The 22,167-nt window shown below is 70.1% G+C and carries 17 protein-coding genes and 1 tRNA gene; 5 read left to right on the top strand and 13 right to left on the bottom strand.

The window, feature by feature from the left end; genetic code table 11:
- Positions 1–14: 14 nt before the first annotated feature.
- The gene (locus R9X44_RS01945; protein WP_319812170.1) at positions 15–1,424 is read right to left on the bottom strand and encodes a sugar transferase; all 1,410 of its coding nucleotides are present in this window, start codon (positions 1,422–1,424) and stop codon (positions 15–17) included.
- Positions 1,425–1,643: 219 nt separating this feature from the next.
- Entirely contained in the window at positions 1,644–4,904 is a 3,261-nt protein-coding gene (locus tag R9X44_RS01940) for a LamG-like jellyroll fold domain-containing protein (RefSeq protein WP_319812169.1), read from the bottom strand.
- Between the two features lie 301 nt (positions 4,905–5,205).
- Between R9X44_RS01940 and R9X44_RS01935 the strand changes: the two genes are divergently transcribed.
- The 5 genes from R9X44_RS01935 (at position 5,206) to R9X44_RS01915 (ending at position 10,196) form a co-directional block, all read left to right on the top strand.
- Positions 5,206–5,598 (top strand): hypothetical protein, encoded by a 393-nt coding sequence (locus R9X44_RS01935; RefSeq protein ID WP_319812778.1) that lies wholly within the window; start codon positions 5,206–5,208, stop codon positions 5,596–5,598.
- A complete protein-coding gene (locus R9X44_RS01930) occupies positions 5,595–6,335 on the top strand; it encodes a CDP-alcohol phosphatidyltransferase family protein (RefSeq protein WP_319812168.1) in 741 nt (246 codons plus the stop codon). Before R9X44_RS01935 ends, R9X44_RS01930 begins: the two co-directional genes overlap by 4 nt.
- The gene (locus R9X44_RS01925; protein ID WP_319812167.1) at positions 6,332–6,760 is read left to right on the top strand and encodes an adenylyltransferase/cytidyltransferase family protein; all 429 of its coding nucleotides are present in this window, start codon (positions 6,332–6,334) and stop codon (positions 6,758–6,760) included. The genes R9X44_RS01930 and R9X44_RS01925 overlap by 4 nt, the downstream gene beginning before the upstream one ends.
- Positions 6,757–7,332: a hypothetical protein gene (locus R9X44_RS01920; RefSeq protein WP_319812166.1), complete on the top strand. Its 576-nt coding sequence runs from the start codon at positions 6,757–6,759 to the stop codon at positions 7,330–7,332. The genes R9X44_RS01925 and R9X44_RS01920 overlap by 4 nt, the downstream gene beginning before the upstream one ends.
- A gap of 161 nt (positions 7,333–7,493) precedes the next feature.
- Positions 7,494–10,196 (top strand): right-handed parallel beta-helix repeat-containing protein, encoded by a 2,703-nt coding sequence (locus R9X44_RS01915; protein WP_319812165.1) that lies wholly within the window; start codon positions 7,494–7,496, stop codon positions 10,194–10,196.
- A 91-nt stretch (positions 10,197–10,287) separates the two neighbouring features.
- Here R9X44_RS01915 and R9X44_RS01910 read toward each other — a convergent pair whose 3' ends face one another.
- The 11 genes from R9X44_RS01910 to R9X44_RS01860 all read right to left on the bottom strand — a co-directional run bounded on the left by R9X44_RS01910 (position 10,288) and on the right by R9X44_RS01860 (position 22,090).
- A complete protein-coding gene (locus R9X44_RS01910; RefSeq protein ID WP_319812164.1) occupies positions 10,288–10,557 on the bottom strand; it encodes a hypothetical protein in 270 nt (89 codons plus the stop codon).
- Complete coding sequence (locus tag R9X44_RS01905) at positions 10,554–10,883, bottom strand: DUF6247 family protein (RefSeq protein WP_319812163.1); 330 nt, start codon at positions 10,881–10,883, stop codon at positions 10,554–10,556. The genes R9X44_RS01910 and R9X44_RS01905 overlap by 4 nt, the downstream gene beginning before the upstream one ends.
- Positions 10,884–10,971: 88 nt before the next feature.
- Positions 10,972–14,190 (bottom strand): LamG-like jellyroll fold domain-containing protein, encoded by a 3,219-nt coding sequence (locus tag R9X44_RS01900; protein ID WP_319812162.1) that lies wholly within the window; start codon positions 14,188–14,190, stop codon positions 10,972–10,974.
- Positions 14,191–14,356: 166 nt separating this feature from the next.
- A complete protein-coding gene (locus tag R9X44_RS01895) occupies positions 14,357–15,613 on the bottom strand; it encodes a sulfate adenylyltransferase subunit 1 (RefSeq protein WP_319812777.1) in 1,257 nt (418 codons plus the stop codon).
- Between the two features lie 26 nt (positions 15,614–15,639).
- Positions 15,640–16,545, bottom strand: a complete 906-nt coding sequence (cysD, locus tag R9X44_RS01890) for a sulfate adenylyltransferase subunit CysD (RefSeq protein WP_319812161.1) — start codon at positions 16,543–16,545, stop codon at positions 15,640–15,642.
- 1 nt (position 16,546) lies between these two features.
- Positions 16,547–17,341, bottom strand: coding sequence for an inositol monophosphatase family protein (locus R9X44_RS01885; protein ID WP_319812160.1), 795 nt, complete (start codon positions 17,339–17,341; stop codon positions 16,547–16,549).
- A 123-nt stretch (positions 17,342–17,464) separates the two neighbouring features.
- Complete coding sequence (gene pth, locus R9X44_RS01880; protein ID WP_319812159.1) at positions 17,465–18,040, bottom strand: aminoacyl-tRNA hydrolase; 576 nt, start codon at positions 18,038–18,040, stop codon at positions 17,465–17,467.
- Between the two features lie 330 nt (positions 18,041–18,370).
- On the bottom strand, positions 18,371–18,994 hold the full coding sequence (locus tag R9X44_RS01875; protein ID WP_319812158.1) for a 50S ribosomal protein L25/general stress protein Ctc: 624 nt from the start codon (positions 18,992–18,994) through the stop codon (positions 18,371–18,373).
- Between the two features lie 423 nt (positions 18,995–19,417).
- A complete protein-coding gene (locus R9X44_RS01870) occupies positions 19,418–20,395 on the bottom strand; it encodes a ribose-phosphate diphosphokinase (protein ID WP_319812157.1) in 978 nt (325 codons plus the stop codon).
- Positions 20,392–21,831: a bifunctional UDP-N-acetylglucosamine diphosphorylase/glucosamine-1-phosphate N-acetyltransferase GlmU gene (glmU, locus tag R9X44_RS01865; RefSeq protein ID WP_319812156.1), complete on the bottom strand. Its 1,440-nt coding sequence runs from the start codon at positions 21,829–21,831 to the stop codon at positions 20,392–20,394. Before glmU ends, R9X44_RS01870 begins: the two co-directional genes overlap by 4 nt.
- Positions 21,832–22,018: 187 nt before the next feature.
- A tRNA-Gln gene (locus tag R9X44_RS01860) sits at positions 22,019–22,090 on the bottom strand.
- Between the last annotated feature and the right edge of the window lie 77 nt (positions 22,091–22,167).

Genomic DNA, 22,167 nt, shown 5'->3' with positions numbered 1-22,167 from the left:
TCGGGCGCGGGTCGTCAGTAGGCTCCTGCGCCCTTGAAGACCGCCGACCATGTCTTCCACATGATCTGCAGGTCGAGCGCCAGGGACCAGTTGTCGACGTAGCGGAGGTCGAGGCGGACCGACTCCTCCCAGGTGAGGTCGGACCTGCCGCTGACCTGCCAGAGCCCGGTCATGCCCGGCTTGACCACGAGTCTGCGCCGCACGTCGCCGTCACCGTACCCGGCGACCTCCTCCAGAAGCGGCGGGCGCGGCCCGACCAGCGACATCTCGCCGCGCAGCACGTTGAGCAGCTGCGGCAGCTCATCGAGGGAGTAGCGGCGCAGGAACCCGCCGACGCGGGTGATGCGGGGGTCGCGCTTGACCTTGAACAGGCCGCCCTCGTGCAGCGGCGTCAGCTCGGCCTTGCGCGCCTCGGCGTCGGCGACCATGGTCCGGAACTTCAGGACGGTGAAGGTCCTGCCGTCCTTGCCGACGCGCTTCTGCCGGAACAGCGCGCCGCCCTTGCTCGTCGTGGCGACGAGCAGGGCGATCACGAGCATGACGGGCAGCGCGAGCAGCAGCGCGACCGCGGCGAAGCCGAAGTCGAACGCCGCCTTGATCATCCGGGGCCCGCCCGAGAGCCGGGGATGGTCGACGTACAGCAGGGGAAGCCCGGCGACGGGCCGGACGCTGATGCGCGGCCCGGCCACGTCCATCAGCGCTGGCGCGACGACGAGATCGGCCCCGGCGGCCTCAAGCTGCCAGGACAGGCGGCGCAGGGTCGCCCCGTCCATCTCGGGGCACGACAGCACCGCGACGGCGTCGGCCCCGGCGAGTTCGAGCGCCATGGCGGCGTCGCCGAACCCCCCGTAGACCGGGATGTCCCCGACGGGCTCCGCGCCCTGCGGGACGCACGCGCCGACGACCTCGAGCCCGTGGTAGGGCGCGCGCTGGAGCTCGCCGACCAGGTCGCTCACGCCCGCGCGGTGCCCGACCGCGATGAGCTTGCGCATGCACCTGCCCTGGCCGCGCAGCGCGTGCAGCCGCTTGCGCAGCCCGTAGCGCGCGGCGAGGTTGAGCAGCGTGACCAGCGGCAGGAAGACGACGACGTAGCTGCGGGCCAGGTCGGCCTTCAGCCCGTAGGAGACGATCGCGATCGCCGAGATCAGGATGAACCCGGCGTGGAACACCCTGCGGAACTCCTCGGGCCCCACCCCGATGAGGCTGCGCTCGTAAGCGCCGCAGAACTTCAGCACGGCGAGCCACGCGAGCGGCAGCAGCGCGGTGAACACCGCGTACTTGCTGACGGACGGCGCGGTCTCCCCGGCGAATCGCCACAGAAAGGCGAGCCCCGCGCCCGTCGTGACGGAGAAGAAGTCGACTGCGGCGACGGCGACGAGATAGCGGATCACCCAGCTGTCGGCGCGCGCGGTGAGCGCCCCCACGCCTTCCGTTCTGCCGACACGGCCAACGGCGGTCAACACAAACACCCCCAGAACTTGAACCCCCGGCGAAGCACCCGTGAACATTAAGTATCACAATCACGTGGGAAAGTTACCTTTCCCGGTGATTAAATGATTTTGTTCAATAAGCACTTGGTGTTAATCCGACATTTCGGCGGGGGGCATTCCGGAACTCCGGAAACGCCCCCCGCCTTGTGATCACTACTGGGTGCGGACCGCCGAGAAATCGTCCACGGTCAGAGTGATCGGCGCGTTCGTCGTCGAACCCGACAGGAACGTGCGCAACCCGACGGAACCGGCCACCTGGAGCCCCGCGCTGGAGTCCGTCGTGGTCAGCAGCCATCCGGGCTCGGCCGAGCCGTCCGCCCAGACCTTCGTCTGGAGGGTCGTCGGCGCGGTCCCGGTCACCTGGACCTTGAACCTGAGCACCGTGCCCGGCGCGTAGGTCAGGCCGGAGACCGTCACCTCACTGCCGATCGCGGTTTCGGCGTTCGCCGCGTCGGTCTTGCTGAGTTGCAGCGACACCACGCCCGACGGCCGGAGCCGGACACGCGCCCGGTACTCGCCGACCCCGGCGACCCGCCGGCCCGCGAGCCAGAAGTAGACGCCGTTGCCGGTGCCGACCTTGTCGGACGCGATCGTCGCCGACACCTCGGCGTCGTCGGTGGAGACCCCGTTGAGGTAGGCCCCGGGGCCCGCGCTCAGCGTCGGCAGCGCGATCTGGCCGGTCGTGCCGTTGACCGACAGCTGCGCGGCCGTGCCCGTCGCCGTCCACGCCCCGCCGAGGTCGGCGGTGCCGAAGCCGCTGCCGACGGTCCTGGTGAAGGTGTCGGTGCCGAGCGTCGGCGAGATCGGGCTCACCGAGTAGATCTTGGTCGCGGTCGCGCCGAGATCGTCGGTGACGGTGAGCTGGACCGTGTAGGTGCCCGCGGCGGCGTAGGTGTGGGTCGGGGTGACGCCCGTGCCCGTCTGTCCGTCGCCGAAGTCCCACGCGTGGGACGCGATCGCGCCGTCGGAGTCCGTCGAGGCCGAGGCGTCGAAGGAGCACTCGAGGTAGGCGCACGTGCGGGAGAAGTCGGCGGTCGGCGGGACGTTCGCCGCCACCGAGCCGCTGCCGACCCCGTAGTGGTGCGCGATCCGCGCCGCCGACAGCGCCGTCGGGTAGACCGCGACGTCGTCGATCGAGCCGTTCAGGTAGTTGCTCGTCGGCTGGTTGGTCCAGCCGCTCAGGTTGTCGCCGCCGACCCGCCAGCGGCCGTTGTACGCCTCGGCGGACTTGGTGTTCGGGTCACTGCCGCGCAGGACGCCGTCCACGTAGAGCTTCATGCCGTCGGTGGCGCTGAGCGTGCCGACCACGTGGTGCCACTGGTTGTCCCGGTAGGTGCCGGCCGTGGTGATCGTCTTGACCGCGCCCGGGTAGACGCCGAACACGATCCGTCCGTTGTTGGCCACGTACAGGTGGCGGTCGTAGCTCGAGCTGGTGCCGGTGGCGGCGTTGCCGTAGCCGACGATCTTGCCGCCGAGCAGCGAGTTGGTCTTCACCCACGCCTCGACCGTGAAGTCGCCCGGCCTGGGGGCCGCGCCGCTGGAGGCCGAGCCGGTGGACGAGCCGTTGAACGAGGACGCCTTGTCGGTGTCGCCGCTCAGCGCGCCCGCGACGTTGCGGGTGACGCCGCCCTGCGTGGTGAGGTCGTTGCCGCCGGTCCAGTCGTAGGCCGCGGTGCCGCTCGCCTCGCCCAGCCGCCAGTAGTTCGACGGCGCGTCCGACAGCACCTCGGAGGCGTAGCCGGAGATCGTGCCGCCCTGGACGGTCACCGCAGCGGAGGCCGCGCTGGTGACGGTGTTGCCGAGCGGGTCGACCACCCGAATCCGGTAGGTGTGGCTCGCGCTCGGGGTGAGGCCCTGGTCCATGAAGTTCAGCGTCGGCAGCGTCCAGAAGTTGGACTCGGCGTTGACGACGCCGATCGGCGTGGTGCCGCCGTCGCGCAGGATCTCGTAGCGCAGGCGCGCGTTGTCCCTGTCCCACGTGGCCGGCCAGCGCACCGAGACGCGTCCGCCGGGCAGCGCGACGGTGGTCGGCGCGGCGGGCGCGGCGGTCGGGCCCTGGTTGTTGTTGGCCTTGGCGCGCGTGGTGAAGCGGACCAGGCCCTGCTGGTTTGCCCCGTTGACGCGCGGGAACTCACCGCCGAGGACGAGGTAGTCGTCGTTGCCGGTGACCGTCCAAGCGCCCTGGTACTGGCCGGTGAAGGTGCCGAGGGAGATCAGCGGGTACCAGTGCAGCAGGCTCGGCGTGGGCTGGCCGCTGTAGGTGCTGTTGTTGCTGGGCGCGCCCTGGTCGGTGCCGGTCGGATAGGCCGTCTCGGCGAGCGCGCGCTGCCAGGTCTGCGGGTCGGTCTCGGGGAAGCCGCCGAGCATCGAGCAGTCGTGCGCGTGGCCGACGCTGTAGATCACCTCACCCTTGGGGTGGATGCCGTAGGTCGCGCCGTAGCAGTTGTCCAGCCAGATCAGGTCGCCGTTCGCGGCGTTGGCCGCCCAGCGGCCGTCGAACCAGTGCCAGCCGTTGCCCTCGTTGGACGCGTAGACGACGCCGTCCTGGATCTTGAAGTCCGTCGGGTACGACCACGACGTCGAGGTGCGGGCCGGGGTCGGCGTGCTGGTCCACGTGACGGAACCGCCGGTGGCCGCGCTGACCGCGCCGACGCCGACCTTGGTCGCGCCGTTCAGGGACTGGAACTTGCCTCCGACGATCACCCGCGTGCCGTCCTCGGTGACCGCCATCGCGGTGACCTCGCCGTCGTCGGCGGTCGGGGCCCAGGCCAGGGGCGCGCCGGTGGCGAGGTCGGCGGCGGCGAGCCTGACGCGCGCGTCCGGGCCGACCGGGTCGATGATCGCGAAGAAGTTGCCGCCGAAGTAGACCGTGTCGTTGGTGGCGGCGATCGCCTTGACCGGGCCGCTCACCTCCGGCGCGAACGTCGGGTCGAGCGCCCCCGTGGCCGTCTCGAACGCGGCGATGTGCTTGCGCGGCTGGCCGTCGACCGTCGTGAAGTTGCCGCCGACGATCACGTGGGAGCCGTCGGGCGTCGCGGTGATCCGCAGGCCCTGCGCGTTGAGGGAGTGGTTGAACGACGTGACGAGCGCGCCGGTGGTGATGTCGATCGCGACGAGGTTCGACCGCGTCACCTCGGCGGGGTCGCCCGCGGCCGTGCCCGGCGGCCGCGCCTTGCCGAAGTTGCCCGTCGCGTAAACGGTGTTGCCGACCGTGACGGCGCTCCAGACGACGCCGTCGACCTGCCAGGTGGGCAGGTGGTCCGCCGCCATCGTGGCGGGGGTGCCGGACGGCGGGTCGGTGTCGGCCGACGCCGCGGAGCCCACCGCGACGAGGCCGTAGAGGGCCATGGCCACCCCCAGCGCGGCGGCCTGGCCCCGTCGCCACGTTGTGCCCGGTCCCAAAGAACGTTTCACATTACACATCCCTCGCTCGTAGTCACGTAACCACACAAGCGAGGGCGATATTAAGCGTCACTCACGTCGAATTCGTCACACTGTCACCATAACGTAACAATGTTGGGAGATCGGCGGAACAAGCTGGGGATCTGGCATGCTGGAGGTCTGTGCTGGGTGTGGCCGGAAGGGCCCTGAGAGGTCCTTAATGCCGGCGCAATCCCCAATGTTCATCTTGACATCATCCGCCTGCTACCATCCCGCTCACACGGTGGCGGGGGCAAAGCCACCGTTCTGACCCTAGGGGTGAGCGTTGTCCGAGGTGGTCGGCTACGTGACCGGTCTTTTCGACATCTTCTCTATTCGTGATCTAGACCTGCTGCGCGGTGCCCGGAGGCACTGCGACCGGCTGGTCGTGGGCGTCGTCGGCGATGGGCTCGCCGACTGCCTCGTCCCGCTTGAGGAACGGGCCGAGATCCTGCGCAACGTCAGATACGTCGACGAGGTGCGCGAGCTCGACAGCTGGGACCTTGAGCCGGCGCACGCGAGCGTCGGCTTCGACCTGATGGTGCTCGCCGACGGCCAGGAGGAACCCGACCTCCCCGTGCGCGTCGTGCGGCTGTCGGGCCTGCGCGAGACCGAGAGCGCCGAGCTGCGCACCGTCCTGCGCCACGACGCCCCCGCGGCGGACCGGGGGAGGACTCCCGCCGCATGAGCGTCTTCCGCACCGCGTTGCGCGACCTCGCCGGAGCACAGAAGACGGCAAAGGGCGCGCCCGCCTACTCGCGTTTCGTCAACCGGCCGCTCGGCAGGGTGTTCGCCGCCGCCGCCTTCACCCTGGGCCGCACGCCCAACCAGGTGACGGCGGTGAGCGGGCTGTTCTCCTTCGCCGGAATCGCGATCATCGCGCTGGTGGAGCCGTCGTGGCCGAGCGCCGTCGCGGTGAGCCTGTGCCTCGTGCTCGGCTACGCGCTCGACGCCGCCGACGGCCAGCTCGCCCGTCTGCGCGGCGGCGGCTCCAAGTCCGGCGAGTGGCTCGACCACATGATCGACGCCGCCAAGATCTCCAGCCTGCACGCCGCCGTGCTCGTCTGCTACTTCAGGTTCGTGCAGCCAGAACAGGACTGGCGGCTGCTCGTGCCGCTCGGCTGGGGCATCGTCGCGGCCGTCATGTTCTTCGCGATGATCCTCAACGACCAGCTCAGACGCGCGGCGGGCACCGCGCCCACCGCGTCGGCCGCGGCCTCGCCGCTGCGGGCGCTGCTGGTCATCCCGACCGACTACGGGCTGCTCTGCGTGGCGTTCCTGCTGCTCGGCGCACCCGTCGTCTTCGAGGCCGTCTACGGGGCGCTGTTCGCGGGGAACGCGCTGTTCCTCGCCGCCGCGCTCGTCAAGTGGTACCGGGAGATCGCCGCGCTCGACCGGGCGGCCGTCGAGCGGGTCGCGGCGTGACCGGCAGGGTCGTCGGGTACGTGCCCGGCGCGTTCGACCTGTTCCACATCGGGCACCTCAACATCCTGCGCAGGGCCGCCGAGGGGTGCGACTACCTGATCGCCGGGGTCGTCACCGACGAGGTCCTTTTGGAGGCCAAGGGCAAGCGGCCTACCATGCCGTTGTCCGAGCGGATGGAACTCGTCGGCAGCATCGCGTGCGTGGACGAGGTCGTCGTCGACGTCTCCAGCGACAAGTTCGTGATGTGGCGGCGGCTCGGCTTCGACGTCCTGTTCAAGGGCGACGACTGGCGCGGCACGCCCAAGGGGGACAGGTTGGAGCGCGACCTCGGCGCGGTGGGCGTGCGCGTCGTGTACTTCCCGTACACCGCGCACACTTCCAGCACCGCGCTTCAGGCGCTCATAGCCGGCAGGAGAGACGGATGACCTTCCGATACCGGGGGACGCGCGCGTTGGCGGGCGCTGCCCTCGCCGTCGCGGTGCTCGCGGGGTGCTCGGGCGGGTCGGACAAGGCGGCGGCCCCTGCCGCCCCTCCCCCGCCCGCGCCCACCGGGGTGCCGTCCGACGTCTCCGTCGTGGAGGTGCCGTCGGCCGCGCCGCTGAAGCCCGCGCCGGCGCTGACCAAGAAGGTGGAGTTCGCCGACGGCGTCAGCGTGCGGATCACCGAAGTGCGCCGGGTGACCAACGAGGACGACGGCCCCGGCAGCATCAAGGGCCAGGTGCTGACGATCTTCACGGTCCGCTTTGACAATGGATCTGACAAGGCGCTCAACCTCGACGGCACCCGCGTGAAGGCGCTCTACGGAAAAGATCAAGAAGCGGACCCGACCTACTACGCCGATCTGAACGACTTCTTCGGCGAAGTCGCGCCCAAGGGGAACAAGACCGCGGCGTATGCCTTTGTGATCCCGGTTGATCATTATGAAAAGGTCAAGCTGCGCGTTGATTTCGGCGTCGACCAGAAGACGGCCGAGTGGTCCGGCTCACTCAAAAAGTAGCCGTGAATGCGCCGAATACCCGATTTCCCGATAAAAAACGAGATTCCCTTGGCATGAGGGCTTGCGAGCGTGTGGCGTAACGATACGGTATACGCCAGATGTTCTGGATGGGACGAGCACATGTCCGTGTTCTCCCTCGCCCCCGACCCGAGGTGACCCTCATGCCGGTGACGCGCGAGCCCGGAAGTTCCCGTTCCCCGTACGAAGGCCCCCTGTGGTGGGAGGACGACCCGAACGGCACGGGCGGCCGACGCGGGCGCAAGGGCCTCAGCCGCACCGCACGGCGCGGGCTGCGGCGGGTCCGCCGCGGCATGACGACCAGCGTGATCCTCGCGGTGATCGCCGTCGGCGGGGCGGCGGTCCTGGTGAAGACGCCGGTCGGCGACTTCGTCATGGCGGGCGGCGGGACGAGGGTCGTCGCGGACACCTTCCAGCGGACCGTCGCGAACGGGTGGGGCGGGGCCGAAGAGGGCGGGAAGTACACGCTGAGCGACCCGGCGCGGGCGTCCGTCGCGAACGGGACGGGCAAGCTGGCGCTGCCGTCGCCCGGGGCGTCCACGACCTCGCGGCTGACGGGGGTGGCGGCCGCCGACGTCGAGACGCGGCTCACCTTCGGGATTCCGGCAAACCCGGCGACGGGCTCGGTGTACGTCGGGGCGCTGCTGCGGGCCGGGGCGAAGGGCGCATATCGGGCGAAGGTCCGGGTGATGCCGGGCGGGGCCGTCCGGCTGTCGTTCTCGCGCGCCGACGGCGGCGGCGAGACCTTCCTCGGCGGGGAGACCGAACTCCCGCTGCGGCTCGCGCCGGACAAGCGGCTCGTGTTCGCGGCGAGCGTCAGCGGCACCGACAAGGTCACGCTCGGCGCGAAGGCATGGCTCGACGGCGTCACCGCGCCCGGCAACTGGCAGCACACCGCGACCGACGCGAGCGCGCAGCGGATCAGCGGAGAAGGCCACCTCGGGCTGTGGACGTACCTTTCGCGCAGCACCGACAAATCGGCCGTGCTGGTGAACGGCTGGACGGCCGAGGACACCACGGTCGTGCCCGAGCCGCCGATCGTGGTCAGCGCGAGCCCGAAGCCGACCGCGACGGAGCCCAAGGCGACGCCTACGCCTACGCCGACGACCACGTCGGTGAAGCCGTCGCCTACCGCCACGTCCACGACCACCGCGCCGAGTCCGGGGACGGGGACGGGGACTTCGACCGGGCGGCCGGCGCTCAAGGCGGGGTCGGCGGCTGTCGGCTCGACGTCTTACGCGGTGCCCGCGAACGCCGTCGTGGTGGCGTCGAACGGGGATGACGCGGCGGCCGGGAAGCTCGACGCGCCGGTCCGGACGCTGGCGCGGGCCGTCGCGCTCGCGCCGACCGGCGGGACGGTCGTGCTGCGCGGCGGGGTCTACACCGAGACGCTGCGGGTCCCGGCGAACAAGACGCTCACCGTCCAGTCGTACCCGGGCGAGGCGGTGTGGCTCGACGGGTCGGTGCCCGTCAGCGGGTGGCGGGCCAGCGGCGGGACCTGGGTCAAGGACGGGTGGACCGCCAAGTTCGACCACAGCCCCAGCTACACCAAGGGCGCGGCCGACGGGACCGCCGCCGCCTGGCAGTTCCTCAGCAAGGACCACCCGCTCGCCGCCCACCCCGACCAGGTGTACGTCGACGGGACCGCGCTGCGCCAGGTCGGCTCCGCCGCCGAGGTCAAGGCCGGGACCTTCTACGTCGACTACGCGGCGGGCCGCCTGCACGTCGGGACCGACCCGAACGGCAAGCAGGTGCGGGCGACCGCGCTCGGCGAGGGCGCGGTGCTCGCCGCGCCCGGGACCGTGCTGCGCGGCGTCGGACTGCGGCGGTTCGCGACCTCCGTCCCCGACATGGGCACGGTCAAGGTGACCGGGCGCGACTCGACCGTCGAGAACGTCGTGGTGGACGACTCGGCCACGACCGGCGTCAGCGCGCTCGCCCCGCACGTCACGATCCGCAAGGTGACCGTCCGGCGCGCGGGCATGCTCGGCTTCCACGCCAACTACGCCGACGACCTCCAGCTGCTGTCCGTGCGCGCCGAGGACAACAACAGCGAACGGTTCAACTTCTCGCCGGTCTCCGGCGGCATCAAGGTGACCCGCAGCCGGGGCGTCGCGATCATCGACAGCGTCGCGTCGAACAACCGGTCCAAGGGCATCTGGCTTGACGAGTCCGTCTACGACACCTCCGTGACCGGCACCGACGTCCAGAACAACGCGCACCACGGCATCTCCTGGGAGATCTCCGCCAAGGGCCTGTTCGCCGACAACCGCATCACCGGCAACGGCGGCGACGGGATCAAGATCAACAACTCGTCGGGCGGCGACGTCTGGCACAACACGATCACCGGCAACGGCCGCGCCCTCAACATCGTCCAGGACAAGCGCAGCGGCGCCAACAAGGCCGACCCCGGCCACGACCCCCGCCAGCCCTTCCCCGACCCCACGATGACCTGGCTGACCGGCAACCTCCGCATCGGCAACAACATCCTCGGCGCGCCCACCGCCCCCGCCAACTGCATCCTCTGCGTCGAGGACTACACCCACACCCGCTCCGCCGCCCAGATGAACATCACCTCCAACGGCAACCTCTACTACCGCACCTCGGCCACCCCCGCCTGGCTGATCGTCTGGTCCCGGGGCCCCGGCGACCCCGCGACCTTCACCGCCCTCCCCCCCTTCCGCACCACCACCGCCCAAGAACTCACCAGCTCCGCCCCCTCCAACCCCCTCCCCAAAACCCCCTCCCCCACCCTCACCCGCGACACCGCAATCCCCCTCCCCCCCACAGTCGCCACCTCCCTAGGCATCCCCCCCACCCCCAAACCCGTAGGCCCCCTCTCCTAACCCCGGCCCAACCGCTCCACCGCCGAGCCCGCCCCCACCGGAGGCGGGCTCACCTCTTCCCCGCCCTCCCTCATCAAGGCGTCGCGACGGTTCAGTCGAGCCAGTTGAGGTCAACGATGACGACGCGCCTCTGAGCATCTTCGGCATGCTCAAGGATGATGTACCAGACGAAGCCCTTGCCGTCGGCGAACTCCATGGTCCTGGAGTTGGCGGCCGCCGCGTTGCTCCGGTTGTACGGGCTGCCGCCCCAGGGAGCGAGCTCCAGCGTCGTGCGCAGTTCCAGGTAGCCTTCAAGCGCCTTGATCGGTAGGTGTGCGAGCGCTTCGAGGACCGCGTCGGTCTCCTCGACGGTGTACGTCACCGCTCGGTGGTCAGGCGGGCTTTGATCAGGTCGAGGGCCGAGTGGGTGGGGACGGGGTCGCCGCGGTCGAGGCGGGCGACGACGTCCAGGGCCGCCCGGTGCCGTTGGGGGTCCCTGGACAGGACGGCGACCCGCCACCAGCGTTCGATGAACTCGAGCACGGGGGCTAGGTCGAGATCTTCCGTCGCGTCGGCCATGACCTGGCGATACTCGCGGTCGAAGTCGCCGCGTTCCTCCGGCAGCAGGACGGCACGGATCGCCCGCGGGCTCCTGTCGGGAACCTGGTCCGAGACCTCCCGGGCCCGATCCGGAAACGCAGCTGCCATGCCGTAAGTATAGCGACGACGCGTTCCGGGGGCCGGGGCGTCCGGAGGGCCCGCCCCGTCCGGGGACGGGGTGGGCCCTCCGAGAGCGTCAGGGCTGGGTGGTGGTGAGGTCGTCCAAGGTGAGGGTTATGGGGGGGTTGGTGGCGCTGCCGGAGAGCATGCCGCGTAGGCCGATCGCGCCCGTTGTTTGGAGGCCGGCTGTGGAGTCGGTTGTGGAGAGGTGCCAGGTTGTGGGTTCGGTGGCGGTGTCGGGCCAGGCTTTGGCTGAGAGTGTTGTGGGGTTTGTGCCGGTTATTTGGAGGCGGAGGCGGATGACGCTGCCTGGGGTGTAGGTGAGGGAGGGGACTGTGATTTCGGTGCCGAGGAGGGTTTCGGCGTTTGAGGCGTCGGTGCGGCTTAGGGCCAGGACGACTGTGTTGTTGGGGAGGAAGCGGACTCGGGCTCGGTAGTCGAGGGAGGTCGTGGTGCGGCGGCCGATTAGCCAGGCGTAGGCGCCGTTGCCGGTGGTCACCTTGTCTACGGAGAGGCGGACTGTGGAGTTCGTGGCGGGGGCGGAGAGGGAGGAGAGGTAGGCGCCTGCGGCGGCGCTGCCCGCCGGGAAGGTGATCTTGGCGGTGCTGCCGTCGACCGAGAGGTTGGCGGCGGTGCCGACGGTGGTCCACGCGCCGCCGGTGGGGGCGGTGCCCCAGCCGCCGGAGACGGTCCTGGTGAACGGGTCATGGGCGAGGGCGACGGGGCCCGTGCTCGACTGGACGGTCACCGGCTGGGTGCGGGTCCCGGTCGCGCCGCCGTTGTCGGTGACGGTGAGCTTCACCTGGTAGGTCCCCGCCGCCGCGAACGTCTTCGACGGGGTCGCGCCGGACGCCGTCGTGCCGTCGCCGAAGTCCCAGGCGTAGGCGGTCACCGTGCCGTCGGGATCGGTGGAGCCCGTCCCGTTGAACGCGCACACCAGCAGCGTGCACGAGGAGGTGAAGTTCGCGGTCGGCGGCTGGTTGGGGGCCGCGCCCAGCGCGACCTGCCGGTGCTGGGTGATCTGCGCGGCCGACAGCGCGGTCGGGTAGACGGCGACCTCGTCGATGACGCCGTTCAGGTAGGCGCTGGTCGGCGCGGACGGCCACCCGGTGACGGTGTCGCCGCCGACCCGCCAGTACCCGTTGAAGCGCTGCCCGCTGCGGGCGTTGGTGTCGGTGCCGACGAGCTGCCCGTCGACGTAGAACCGCATCCCCGAGTTGTAGTCGAGCGTGCCGACGACGTGGTGCCACTGGCCGTTGTTCAGCCCCGCCGCGCTGGTGAGGGTGCGCGGCGTCCCCTGGAAGACGCCGAAGACCGCGCGCCCGTCGTTCGTCAGGTAGATGTGCCGGTCGTAGCTCGTGCTGTTGCCGGTCCCGCTGTTGCCGTATCCGACGATCTTGCCGCCGGTCGTGGACGTCGTCTTGAACCACGCCTCGACGGTGAAGTCGCGCGGCGGCGCGACCTGGCCGGTGGCGGCACGCCCGGTGGCGGTGCCGCTGAAGGTCGCCGCGGTGTCCCCCGCGACGGCTCCCGCCGCGCCGGTCGTCACGCCGCTCTCGTAGATGAGCCCGTACGCGCCCGACTTGTCGTGGCCGGTGGTGCCCCCGGTCTCGCCCATCCGCCAGAAGTGCTGTGCGCCGTCGGCGACGACGACGTTGAGGTAGGGGCTCGGCGCGGCCGGACCCGGGGAGACGACGGGATCGGAGGCCGTGCCCGTCTTCTTGTTGCCGTCCGGATCGCCGACCCGCACCTGGTAGGTGTGCGTGCCCGCCGGGGCCGAGGCGTCGAACCAGCCGTAGTTGGGCGTGGTCCAGAAGTTCGACGGGCCAGTCCAGCTCCCGACGACGGTCCCGTTGCGCAGGATCTCGTAGGTGAGCCGTTCGTTGTCCATGTCCCACGTCGCCGGCCAGGTGACGCGCACGCCGCCGGCGGGGACCGGCCGCGCGGACGCGGGCGGCGCGGCGAGCGGCCCGACCTTGAGGTCGGCGACCGACCTGACGCCCATCCGGATCAGCCCCTGCTGGGCGCGGCCGTCGACGGTCGGGAACTCCCCGGCCATGGCGATGTACTGGGAGTTGCCAACGACGCTCCACGCCGCCTGGTACTGCCCGGTGACGTTGCCGATGCCGAGGGCCGGGAACCAGTGCAGCAGCCGTGGGACGGGCTGTCCGCTGTAGAGGCTGTTGTTGCTCGGCGGGTTGGTGTCAATGCCGGTCGCGTAGGTGGTCGTCGCTGTCGCGCGGCGCGCGGTCACCTCGGGGAACCCGCCTACCGACTGGCATTCGTGCGCGTGCGAGACGCTGTACAGCACCTGGCCGATCGGCGCGACGCTGTAGGTCGCGCCGTAGCAGTTGTTCAACCAGATCAGGTCGCCGGTGTCGACGTCGGCGGCCCAGGTCCCGTCGAACCAGTGGGTGCCGTCGCCGTTGTTCGCGCCGTAGACGACGTTGCCCGCGACCTTCAGGTCGGTCGGGTAGGACCGGTTTCCGCCGGACGGCGCGGGGGTCGGCGTGCTGCTCCACGGCGCGGTCCCGCCGGTCGACGCGTCCACCGCGCCCTGGCCGATCCTGGTGGCCCCGTTGAGCTCGGTGAACCTGCCGCCGACGATGACCCGGTTGTAGCTCGGCGAGATCGCCATCGCCCAGACCTCGTCGTTGACGGTCGGGGCCCACGGAAGGTTGGCCCCGGTCGTCGCCGAGACCGCGGCGAGACGGGTCCTGGACTGCCCGTTCACCGAGAAGAAGTTCCCGCCGACGTACACGGTCGTCGGGGAGACCGCCAGGCCGCGCACCCGCGCGCTGACGTTCGGCTTGAAGTCCGGGTCGAGCGCGCCGGTCGCGGTGTTGAACGCCGCGACGTGCTGGCGCGGCTGCCCGTCGACGCTCGTGAAGTCGCCCGCGACGTACACGCGCGAGCCGTCGGGTGACTTGGCCATGCGCAGGCCCTGGCCGTTCAGGCTGTGCACGAACGACGAGCTGACGACGCCCGTCGTGATGTCGTAAGCGAGGATGTTCGACCGCGTCACCTGGCCCGCGCCACCGACGGCGACCCCGGGCGGCCGCGCGGAGGAGAACGCGCCGGTCGCGTACACGGTGTTCCCGACCAGCACCTGGTCCCACACGACCCCGTTGACCTGCCAGGTCGGCAGCGGGTCGGCGCTGACCGTCGCCGGGACCCCCTGCGGGGGGCTGGTGTCGGCCGAGGCGGACGGCGTCGGGCCGCCCGTCAGTCCCGGCAGTCCCGCGACCACCACCGCAAATGCGCACAGCAGCGCGCGTACACGACCGCTTCTCACTGCACCAGCCCGTTTCGTAGCGCCCGTCCCCGTTGTGCCGACGCGGCCCCCGGACGTCAGGGACAAGTCTGGGCATCCCAGGCCGCAAAGGCAATCAATCGGGAGAAACGGCCAGGCCCCGGGATCTCGCGTGACATGCGAAAACCCGGGGCCTTGGGGGGAGGGGTCAGGCGGTGATCATGCCTGCGGCGACCGTGCTGTTGGTGGCTTCGTCTATGAGGATGAAGCCGCCGGTGAGGCGGTTGCGGCCGTAGTCGTCGATGAAGAGGGGCTGGGTGACGCGGAGGGTGATGCGGCCGATCTCGTTGAGCTTGAGTTCGGTGGCGTCCTCGTTGCGGTGCAGGGTGTTGACGTCCAGCTGGTAGTGGAGGTCCTTCACCATGGCGCGGGCGGTGCGGGTGGTGTGCTTGAGGACGAGCTTGCTGCGCGGGGTGAGGCTGCGGGCCTCGCTCATCCAGCAGACCAGGGCGTCGAGGTCCTGGGCGACCTTCGGCTGGTTGTTGGGGCGGCAGATCATGTCGCCGCGCGAGATGTCGATCTCGTCGGCGAGGCGCAGGGTGACCGCCATGGGCGGGTATGCCTCGTTGACGGGTCCGTTGGGGCCCTCGATGTGCGTGATGCGGGTGCTCAGGCCCGACGGGAGGTGCATGACCTCGTCGCCCGGCTTGAGGACGCCGCCCGCGACCTGGCCCGCGTAGCCGCGGTAGTCGTGCAGCGCCGGGTCGGTCGACTTGTACGGCCGGATGACGTACTGGACGGGGAACCGCACGTCAACGAGGTTGCGGTCGGAGGCGATGTGCACGTGCTCGAGGTGGTGCAGCAGGCTCGAACCGTCGTACCACGGGGTGTTCACCGACCGCTCGACGACGTTGTCGCCGTTCAGCGCCGAGATCGGGATGAAGGTCAGGTCGCCGATCTGCAGCTTGGAGGCGAACTCGGTGAACTCGTCCTTGATGGAGTTGAAGACCTCCTGGGAGTAGTCCACGAGGTCCATCTTGTTCACCGCGACGACGAGGTGCGGCACCCGCAGCAGCGTCGTGAGGAAGGCGTGGCGGCGGGACTGCTCGAGGATGCCCTTGCGCGCGTCGACAAGGATGATCGCGAGGTCGGCCGTTGACGCGCCCGTCACCATGTTCCGGGTGTACTGGATGTGCCCGGGGGTGTCGGCGATGATGAACTTGCGGCGCGGCGTCGCGAAGTAGCGGTAGGCCACGTCGATGGTGATGCCCTGCTCGCGCTCGGCGCGCAGGCCGTCGGTGAGCAGCGCGAGGTTGGTGTACTCCTCGCCGCGGTCGGCGCTGGTCTTCTCCACGGCCTCGAGCTGGTCCTCGAAGATCGACTTCGAGTCGTACAGCAGCCGGCCGATGAGCGTGGACTTGCCGTCGTCTACGGAGCCCGCGGTGGCGAAGCGCAGGATGTCCATCCGGGGCTGGGTGGGAGCGGCGCCCATTAGAAGTAGCCTTCCTTCTTGCGGTCTTCCATCGCGGCCTCGGAGGCGCGGTCGTCGGCGCGGGTCTGGCCCCGTTCGGTCACCCGGGTGGCGGCGATCTCCTCGATCACCTCGTCGAGCTCCACGGCGGCGGACTTCACCGCGCCGGTGCAGGAGATGTCGCCGACCGTGCGGTAGCGGACCATCGCCTCGAACGCGGGCTCGTCCTCGGCGCGGTTGGCGGGCGGGAGGTCGGCCAGCAGCATGCCGTCGCGCTCGAACACCATGCGGGTGTGCGCGAAGTAGATGGACGGGAGCTCGATGCCCTCGCGCCGGATGTAGTCCCAGATGTCCAGCTCTGTCCAGTTGGACAGCGGGAAGACGCGGACGTGCTCACCCCTGTGGATCTTGGTGTTGTACAGGTTCCACAGCTCGGGCCGCTGGTTCTTGGGGTCCCACTGGCCGAACTCGTCGCGGAAGGACACGACGCGCTCCTTGGCGCGGGCCTTCTCCTCGTCGCGGCGCGCGCCGCCGAACGCGGCGGTGAACTCGTGCTCCTCGATCGCGGCGAGCAGCGGCACGGTCTGCAGCTGGTTGCGCGAGGCGCGGCGGCCCTTCTGCTCGACCACGAGGCCCTTGTCGATCGCATCCTGGACGGAGGCGACGATCAGGCGCAGCCCGAGTTCCTCGACGCGCTTGTCGCGGTAGGCGATGACCTCGTCGAAGTTGTGGCCGGTGTCCACATGCATGACGGGGAACGGGATGGGAGCGGGCGCGAACGCCTTCTCGGCGAGCCGCAGCATCACGATGCTGTCCTTACCACCCGAGAACAGCAGGACCGGGCGCTCGAACTCCGCGGCCACCTCCCGGATGATGTGGATCGACTCGGCTTCGAGGACGTCCAGCTGGGACATCATGTATTGCATGTCAACGGACTCCAGCCAAGATCAAGTCAGCGAGGGCGGGGTGGCACACAAGGATATCCGGCAAGTAGGGGTCCTCCGCGTTGTAACGCAGCTCACCGCCGTCGATCCGGCTGGCGTGCGCGCCCGCGGCGAGCGCCACGGCCGCCGGCGCGGCGTTGTCCCACTCATACTGTCCGCCGGCGTGCACGTAGACGTCGGCGTCGCCGAGCAGGACCGCGGCGATCTTCGCCCCGGCCGAGCCCATCGGCACGAGTTCGGTGGCGTAGCCCTCGGCGTGCAGGTGCTCGCGGAGCTGGGCGACGACCTGCGGCGGACGCGTCCGGCTCACCACGATCCGGATGGGCGCGCGCTTTTCCAAAAGGTCGGCGGGCGGGGCGGCGAAACGGGCGGACATCTCCGTCAGCAGGGGTGAGCCGGGGACGGTGCTGAGGGTGCGGCCCTGCGCGGGCAGCGCGACGGCCCCGGCGGCGAGGGCGCCCTTGGCGTAGAGCGCGACGTGGACGGCCCAGTCGGCACGGCCCTCCTCGCTGTACTCGCGGGTGCCGTCGAGGGGGTCGACGATCCAGACGCGCTCGGCCTCGAGCCGCGCGTGGTCGTCCTTGCCCTCCTCGCTCAGCACCGCGTCGGCGGGGCGGAGGGCGGCGAGTTCGGCCATCAGGAACTCGTGCGATCCGAGGTCGCCGGCCTTCTTCAGGGCCGGACCGTCGGCGAACCCCTTCTCCGCGCGCAGGGCGAGCAGCACCTCACCGGCCCGCGTCGCGAGATCTTCGGCAACGTCGTGGTCATCTACCGTCATCGGAACAGGGTATCCCGCTTAAATTGATCTTGTTGCCGGGAAAGGGCAACCCGCACATGAGAATCGGATGTTAATCCGACTATGTGGTGGTTGACGGGGGTCTGTCCGGGAGTGTCCGGCCGGTCAGGGGGCGTGGAAGGTGTTCTGCGCCGCGCCGAGACCCGAAGTGAGGACGGCTTCGGCCGCGTCGGCGGCCCGGTCGAGGAAGTACGGGAGCTCCTTGCGCTCCGGCACGGCGAAGTCCTTCAGGACGAACGCGGCGGCGTCCATCCGGCCCGGCGGACGGCCCACCCCGAACCGCAGCCGCAGATACTCCTTCGACCCGAGCGACCTGGTGATCGACCGCAGGCCGTTGTGACCATTGTCACCGCCGCCCTGCTTCAACCTGACCGCGCCGAAGTCGATGTCGAGCTCGTCATGGACGACGAGGAGCCGCGCGTCAGGGACCTTGTAGAAGTCCCGCAACGCCTTCACGGGCCCGCCTGACTCGTTCATGTACGACCTGGGCTTCGCCAGCACCGCCCGAACCCCGGCAAGCCTGCCCTCAACGACGTCACAGCGCGATTTGTGCGCCTTGAACTTCCCACCCACCCGCTCAGCGAGCAGATCAACCACCATGAACCCGGCATTGTGCCGCGTAGCCGCATACTTCGGCCCAGGATTCCCAAGCCCGACAATCAGCCAGGTCTCCTCACTCACCGTGCCTCCTGTTTATTGGGGCCTGGCGGCCGCGCGCTGTGTTTATTTGGGCCTGGCGGCCGTGCGCCTTGAAGCCCAGCACTGTCCCTCCGGCCCTGGGGGCCTACGGGACAGCGCTGGGCGCGCACCGCCGCCAGGCCCGGTGTCTTCACTATCGGGATAGAAGACCGGCCCAGTGTTCCTTGCAACCCTCTCGGGTGCCCTTTGCGTGGGCCTCTCCCGGTGACCGTGCAGGAGGTGAGGCGTGGCCGTGTGGGGTCTGTGGCCTGCATTTGCGAAGGCCCCGGAACGCGGGGGCGTCCGGGGCCTTCGTGAGTTTGGGGCCGGGTGTTACTCGGCGGCCGGGGCCTCGGCGGCGGCGGCTTCGGCGGCGGCCTCGGCCTCGGCGGCTTCCGCGTCGGTCTCGGTCCGGACCTCCTGGACACCGGTGATCTGGAGGACCAGGGCGTCCTCGTCGCCCGCGACGGTCGCGCCGCGCGGCAGGGACAGGTCCTTGACCAGGACCGAGGTGCCCTCGGCCAGGGTGGCCAGGTCGACGGTGATCTCGGACGGGATGTGCGTGGCCTCGGCCTCGAGGGAGACCGTGGTGAGCTCCTGGGCGAGCTGCCCGCCCGCGACGACCTCGCCGACGAGCAGGATCGGCACGTCGACGGTGACCTTCTCGCCGCGCTTGACCAGCAGCAGGTCGACGTGCTCCAGGAAGCCCTTCAGCGGGTCGCGCTGCACGTCCTTCGGCAGCGCGAGCTCGTCGTCGCCCGACAGGCCCGACACGCGCAGCAGCACGTTCGGGGTCTTCAGGGCGAGCATCAGCTCGTGGCCCGGAAGCGTGATGTGCTGCGGGTCAGTGCCGTGCCCGTAAAGAACAGCCGGCACCTTCCCGGCGCGACGGGTGCGCCGGGCGGCACCCTTACCGAACTCGGAGCGCGGCTCGGCGGCGATGCGTACCTCGGACACGGCGAAACTCCTTGAAGGAACTCGAAAGAACTGACGCTTGTAAGACCTCGGCCCTCCGTAGGGCGTTCGGCGCATCTCCGGCACAAGCACCCCATCCAGGGCATGCCGCGCAACAGAAGGCGCACACGGTCTAAAAATTCTAGCAGTACTCAGGGCCCCGACGGCCCCGAGGGATTCGTTCGGGTCATCGTTGCCGGGCTGTGTTTATTGGGGCCTGGCGGCCGTGCGCCTTAAAGCCCAGCACTGCCCCTCCGGCCCTGGGGGCCTACGGGACAGCGCTGGGCGCGCACGGCCGCCAGGCCCGGTGTCTTCACTATCGGGAGAGAAGCCCGGCCCAGCATTCCTTGTAACCCTCACGGGTGCCCTGGGCGCGGACCTCTCCTGTGCCGAGGCTCTAGAGCGCCCGGCCGTCAGGCCCGAAAGTCACGCTTCTCCGTCGAACAAGGAAGTCACTGAGCCGTCGTGGAAGACCTCGTTGATGGCGCTGGCGAGGAGGGGGGCGATCGACAGGACCGTCAGCTTGTCGAACTGCTTTTCGGGGGTGATGGGGAGGGTGTTGGTGAGGACCACCTCGGAGATGCGGGAGTTCTTGAGGCGGTCGACGGCCGGGCCCGACAGGACGCCGTGGGTGGCGGTGACGACGACGCGGGCGGCGCCCTGCTCGAACAGGGCCTCGGCGGCCTTGACGATGGTGCCGCCGGTGTCGATCATGTCGTCGACGATGACGCAGGTGCGGCCCTCGACCTGGCCGACGACCTCGAAGACCTTGACCTCGTTGGCGACGAGCGGGTCGCGGCGCTTGTGGATGATCGCCAGCGGGCAGCCGAGGCGGTCGGTCCAGCGCTCGGCGACGCGGACACGGCCCGCGTCGGGCGCGACGACAGTCACCTGCGAGGTGTCCAGGGTGCTCGCGACGTGGTCGGCCAGCAGTTCAAGGGCGAACAGGTGGTCGACGGGCCCGTCGAAGAAGCCCTGGATCTGCGCGGTGTGCAGGTCGACGGTGATGAGCCGGTCCGCGCCCGCGGTCTTGAACAGGTCGGCCATGAGGCGCGCCGAGATCGGTTCGCGGCCGCGGTGCTTCTTGTCCTGCCGCGCGTAGCCGAAGAACGGCGCGACGACGGTGATGCGGCGGGCGCTCGCGCGCTTGAGCGCGTCGACCATGATCAGCTGTTCCATGATCCACTGGTTGATCGGAGCCGTGTGGCTCTGGATCACGAACGCGTCGCTGCCTCGCACGGACTCGAGGAACCGCACGAACGTCTCGCCGTTGGCGAAGTCGTAGGCGGCCGTCGGCACGAGCTCGCAGTCGAGGTTGTCGGCGACCTCCTTGGCGAGCTCCGGATAGGCGCGGCCCGAGAAGAGCATCAGCTTCCTCTCGGACTGTGTTTTGATCCCGCTCACTTGTCCCCCTCCTGGGTGTTGTTCTCACGCGCCCGTTTCGCCGCTTCCGCGGCGGCAGTCCCGGCGCGCCTGCGCTCGACCCAGCCCTCAACGTTGCGCTGCTGCCCGCGGGCCACGGCCATAGCCCCGGGCGGTACATCCTTGGTGATCACTGATCCGGCCGCTGTGTAGCTCCCGTCCCCGATGGTGACGGGGGCCACGAGCATGTTGTCGCTGCCGACGCGGACGTGGTCGCCCACGACGGTGCGGTGTTTGGCGACGCCGTCGTAGTTGACGAAGACGCTGCCGGCCCCGATGTTCGACCCTTCGCCGATGGTGGCGTCCCCGACGTATGTCAGGTGCGGCACCTTCGATCCCTCGCCGATCTCGGAGTTCTTGATCTCCACGTAGCTCCCGGCCTTGGCCTTGCGGCCCAGCCGGGTGCCGGGGCGGAGATACGCGTACGGTCCGACCGTCGTCTCGGGGCCGATCTCGGCTCCCTCGGCGACAGTGCGGCTGACCTGGGCGTCCTCGCCGACGACGGTGTCGGTCAGCGTGGTGTCCGGGCCCACGCGGGCTCCGGCGCGGACCACCGTACCGCCGTGGAGTTGGACATTGGGAAGGAGGGTGACGTCGGCTTCGACACGTACCTGCACGTCGACCCAGACGGTCTGCGGGTCGACGACGGTGACGCCGGCGCGCATGAGCCCGTCGAGGACGCGGTCGTTGAGCTGCCTGCGCGCGGCGGCGAGCTGGACCCTGTCGTTGACGCCCTGGGTCTCGACCCAGTCGGCGACCTTGGCGGCGCCGACGCGGTGCCCGTCGCCGCGCAGGATGCCGAGGACGTCGGTCAGGTACTCCTCGCCGCCGGCGTTGTCGGTGGTGAGCCGCTTCAGCGCCTCGGCGAGCAGCGCGCCGTCGAAGGCGTACATGCCGACGTTGATCTCGGCGATGGCCCGCTGGGCGTCGGTGGCGTCCTTGTGCTCGACGATCTCGGTGACCGCGCCGTCGGGGCCGCGCAGGATGCGGCCGTATCCGGTGGGGTCGGGGACGTCGGTGGTCATGACGGTGACGGCGTTGGCGTCGCGTTCGTGCGCGTCGACCAGGCCCCGCAGGGTCGCGCCGGTGATCAGCGGATGGTCCCCGTTGGTGACCACGACCGTGCCGTCCAGCGGGCCGCTCGCCTCGAGCGCGGTGCGGACGGCGTGACCCGTCCCGCCCTGGGTCTCCTGGACGACCGGGACGGCGTCCGGCGCGATCACCGCGAGGTGCTCGATGACCTGCTCGCGCCGGTGCCCGACCACGACGACGAGCCGGTCGGGAAGGAGTGTCTGGGAGGCGGCCAGGACATGCCCGAGCATGCTCCTGCCGCCGATCTCGTGGAGGACCTTTGAGGTACGGGACTTCATCCGGGTGCCCTCGCCCGCGGCGAGGACGATGACTGCGGCCGGGCTCACTGAGTGGCTCCTGGGCTTCGCGGACGGGACTGAGCGGGACGTCGTCGCGGCGGAACGCCGCCCAGGCCGATCGTTTCTCGGTTGGGAAAGCGTCGCCAGGGCGTAACCCACCTGACATGAACAAAGAGTACCGCCCGGGCGGAGGAGCACCCGCACCGGCAGCCCCACAAGGGCACACCGAACCCGGCTCCGGCGCCAGGACTCGAACCTGAACAGAGGGCACCAAAAACCCTAGTGCTGCCGATTACACCACGCCGGATCGCCGCACAGGCGGCTGACGCACACGATACCGTCCCCGCCCGGCCGCCTCATCTCCGTTATGGGTGTTCCCTTCCG

It is taken from the genome of Actinocorallia sp. A-T 12471 (genome assembly GCF_033875155.1).
GTDB lineage: Bacteria > Actinomycetota > Actinomycetes > Streptosporangiales > Streptosporangiaceae > Actinocorallia.
Note: the sequence above shows the minus strand (reverse complement) of the source record. Positions and strands in the feature narration are given on the sequence as shown.

Coding starts and splice junctions, on each gene's coding strand:
- R9X44_RS01930 (WP_319812168.1), top strand. CDS start 5,595: ATGAGCGTCTTCCGCACCGCGTTGCGCGACCTCGCCGGAGCACAGAAG.
- R9X44_RS01920 (WP_319812166.1), top strand. CDS start 6,757: ATGACCTTCCGATACCGGGGGACGCGCGCGTTGGCGGGCGCTGCCCTC.
- R9X44_RS01915 (WP_319812165.1), top strand. CDS start 7,494: ATGCCGGTGACGCGCGAGCCCGGAAGTTCCCGTTCCCCGTACGAAGGC.
- R9X44_RS01905 (WP_319812163.1), bottom strand. CDS start 10,883: ATGGCAGCTGCGTTTCCGGATCGGGCCCGGGAGGTCTCGGACCAGGTT.
- R9X44_RS01895 (WP_319812777.1), bottom strand. CDS start 15,613: ATGGACATCCTGCGCTTCGCCACCGCGGGCTCCGTAGACGACGGCAAG.
- cysD (WP_319812161.1), bottom strand. CDS start 16,545: ATGCAATACATGATGTCCCAGCTGGACGTCCTCGAAGCCGAGTCGATC.
- R9X44_RS01885 (WP_319812160.1), bottom strand. CDS start 17,341: ATGACGGTAGATGACCACGACGTTGCCGAAGATCTCGCGACGCGGGCC.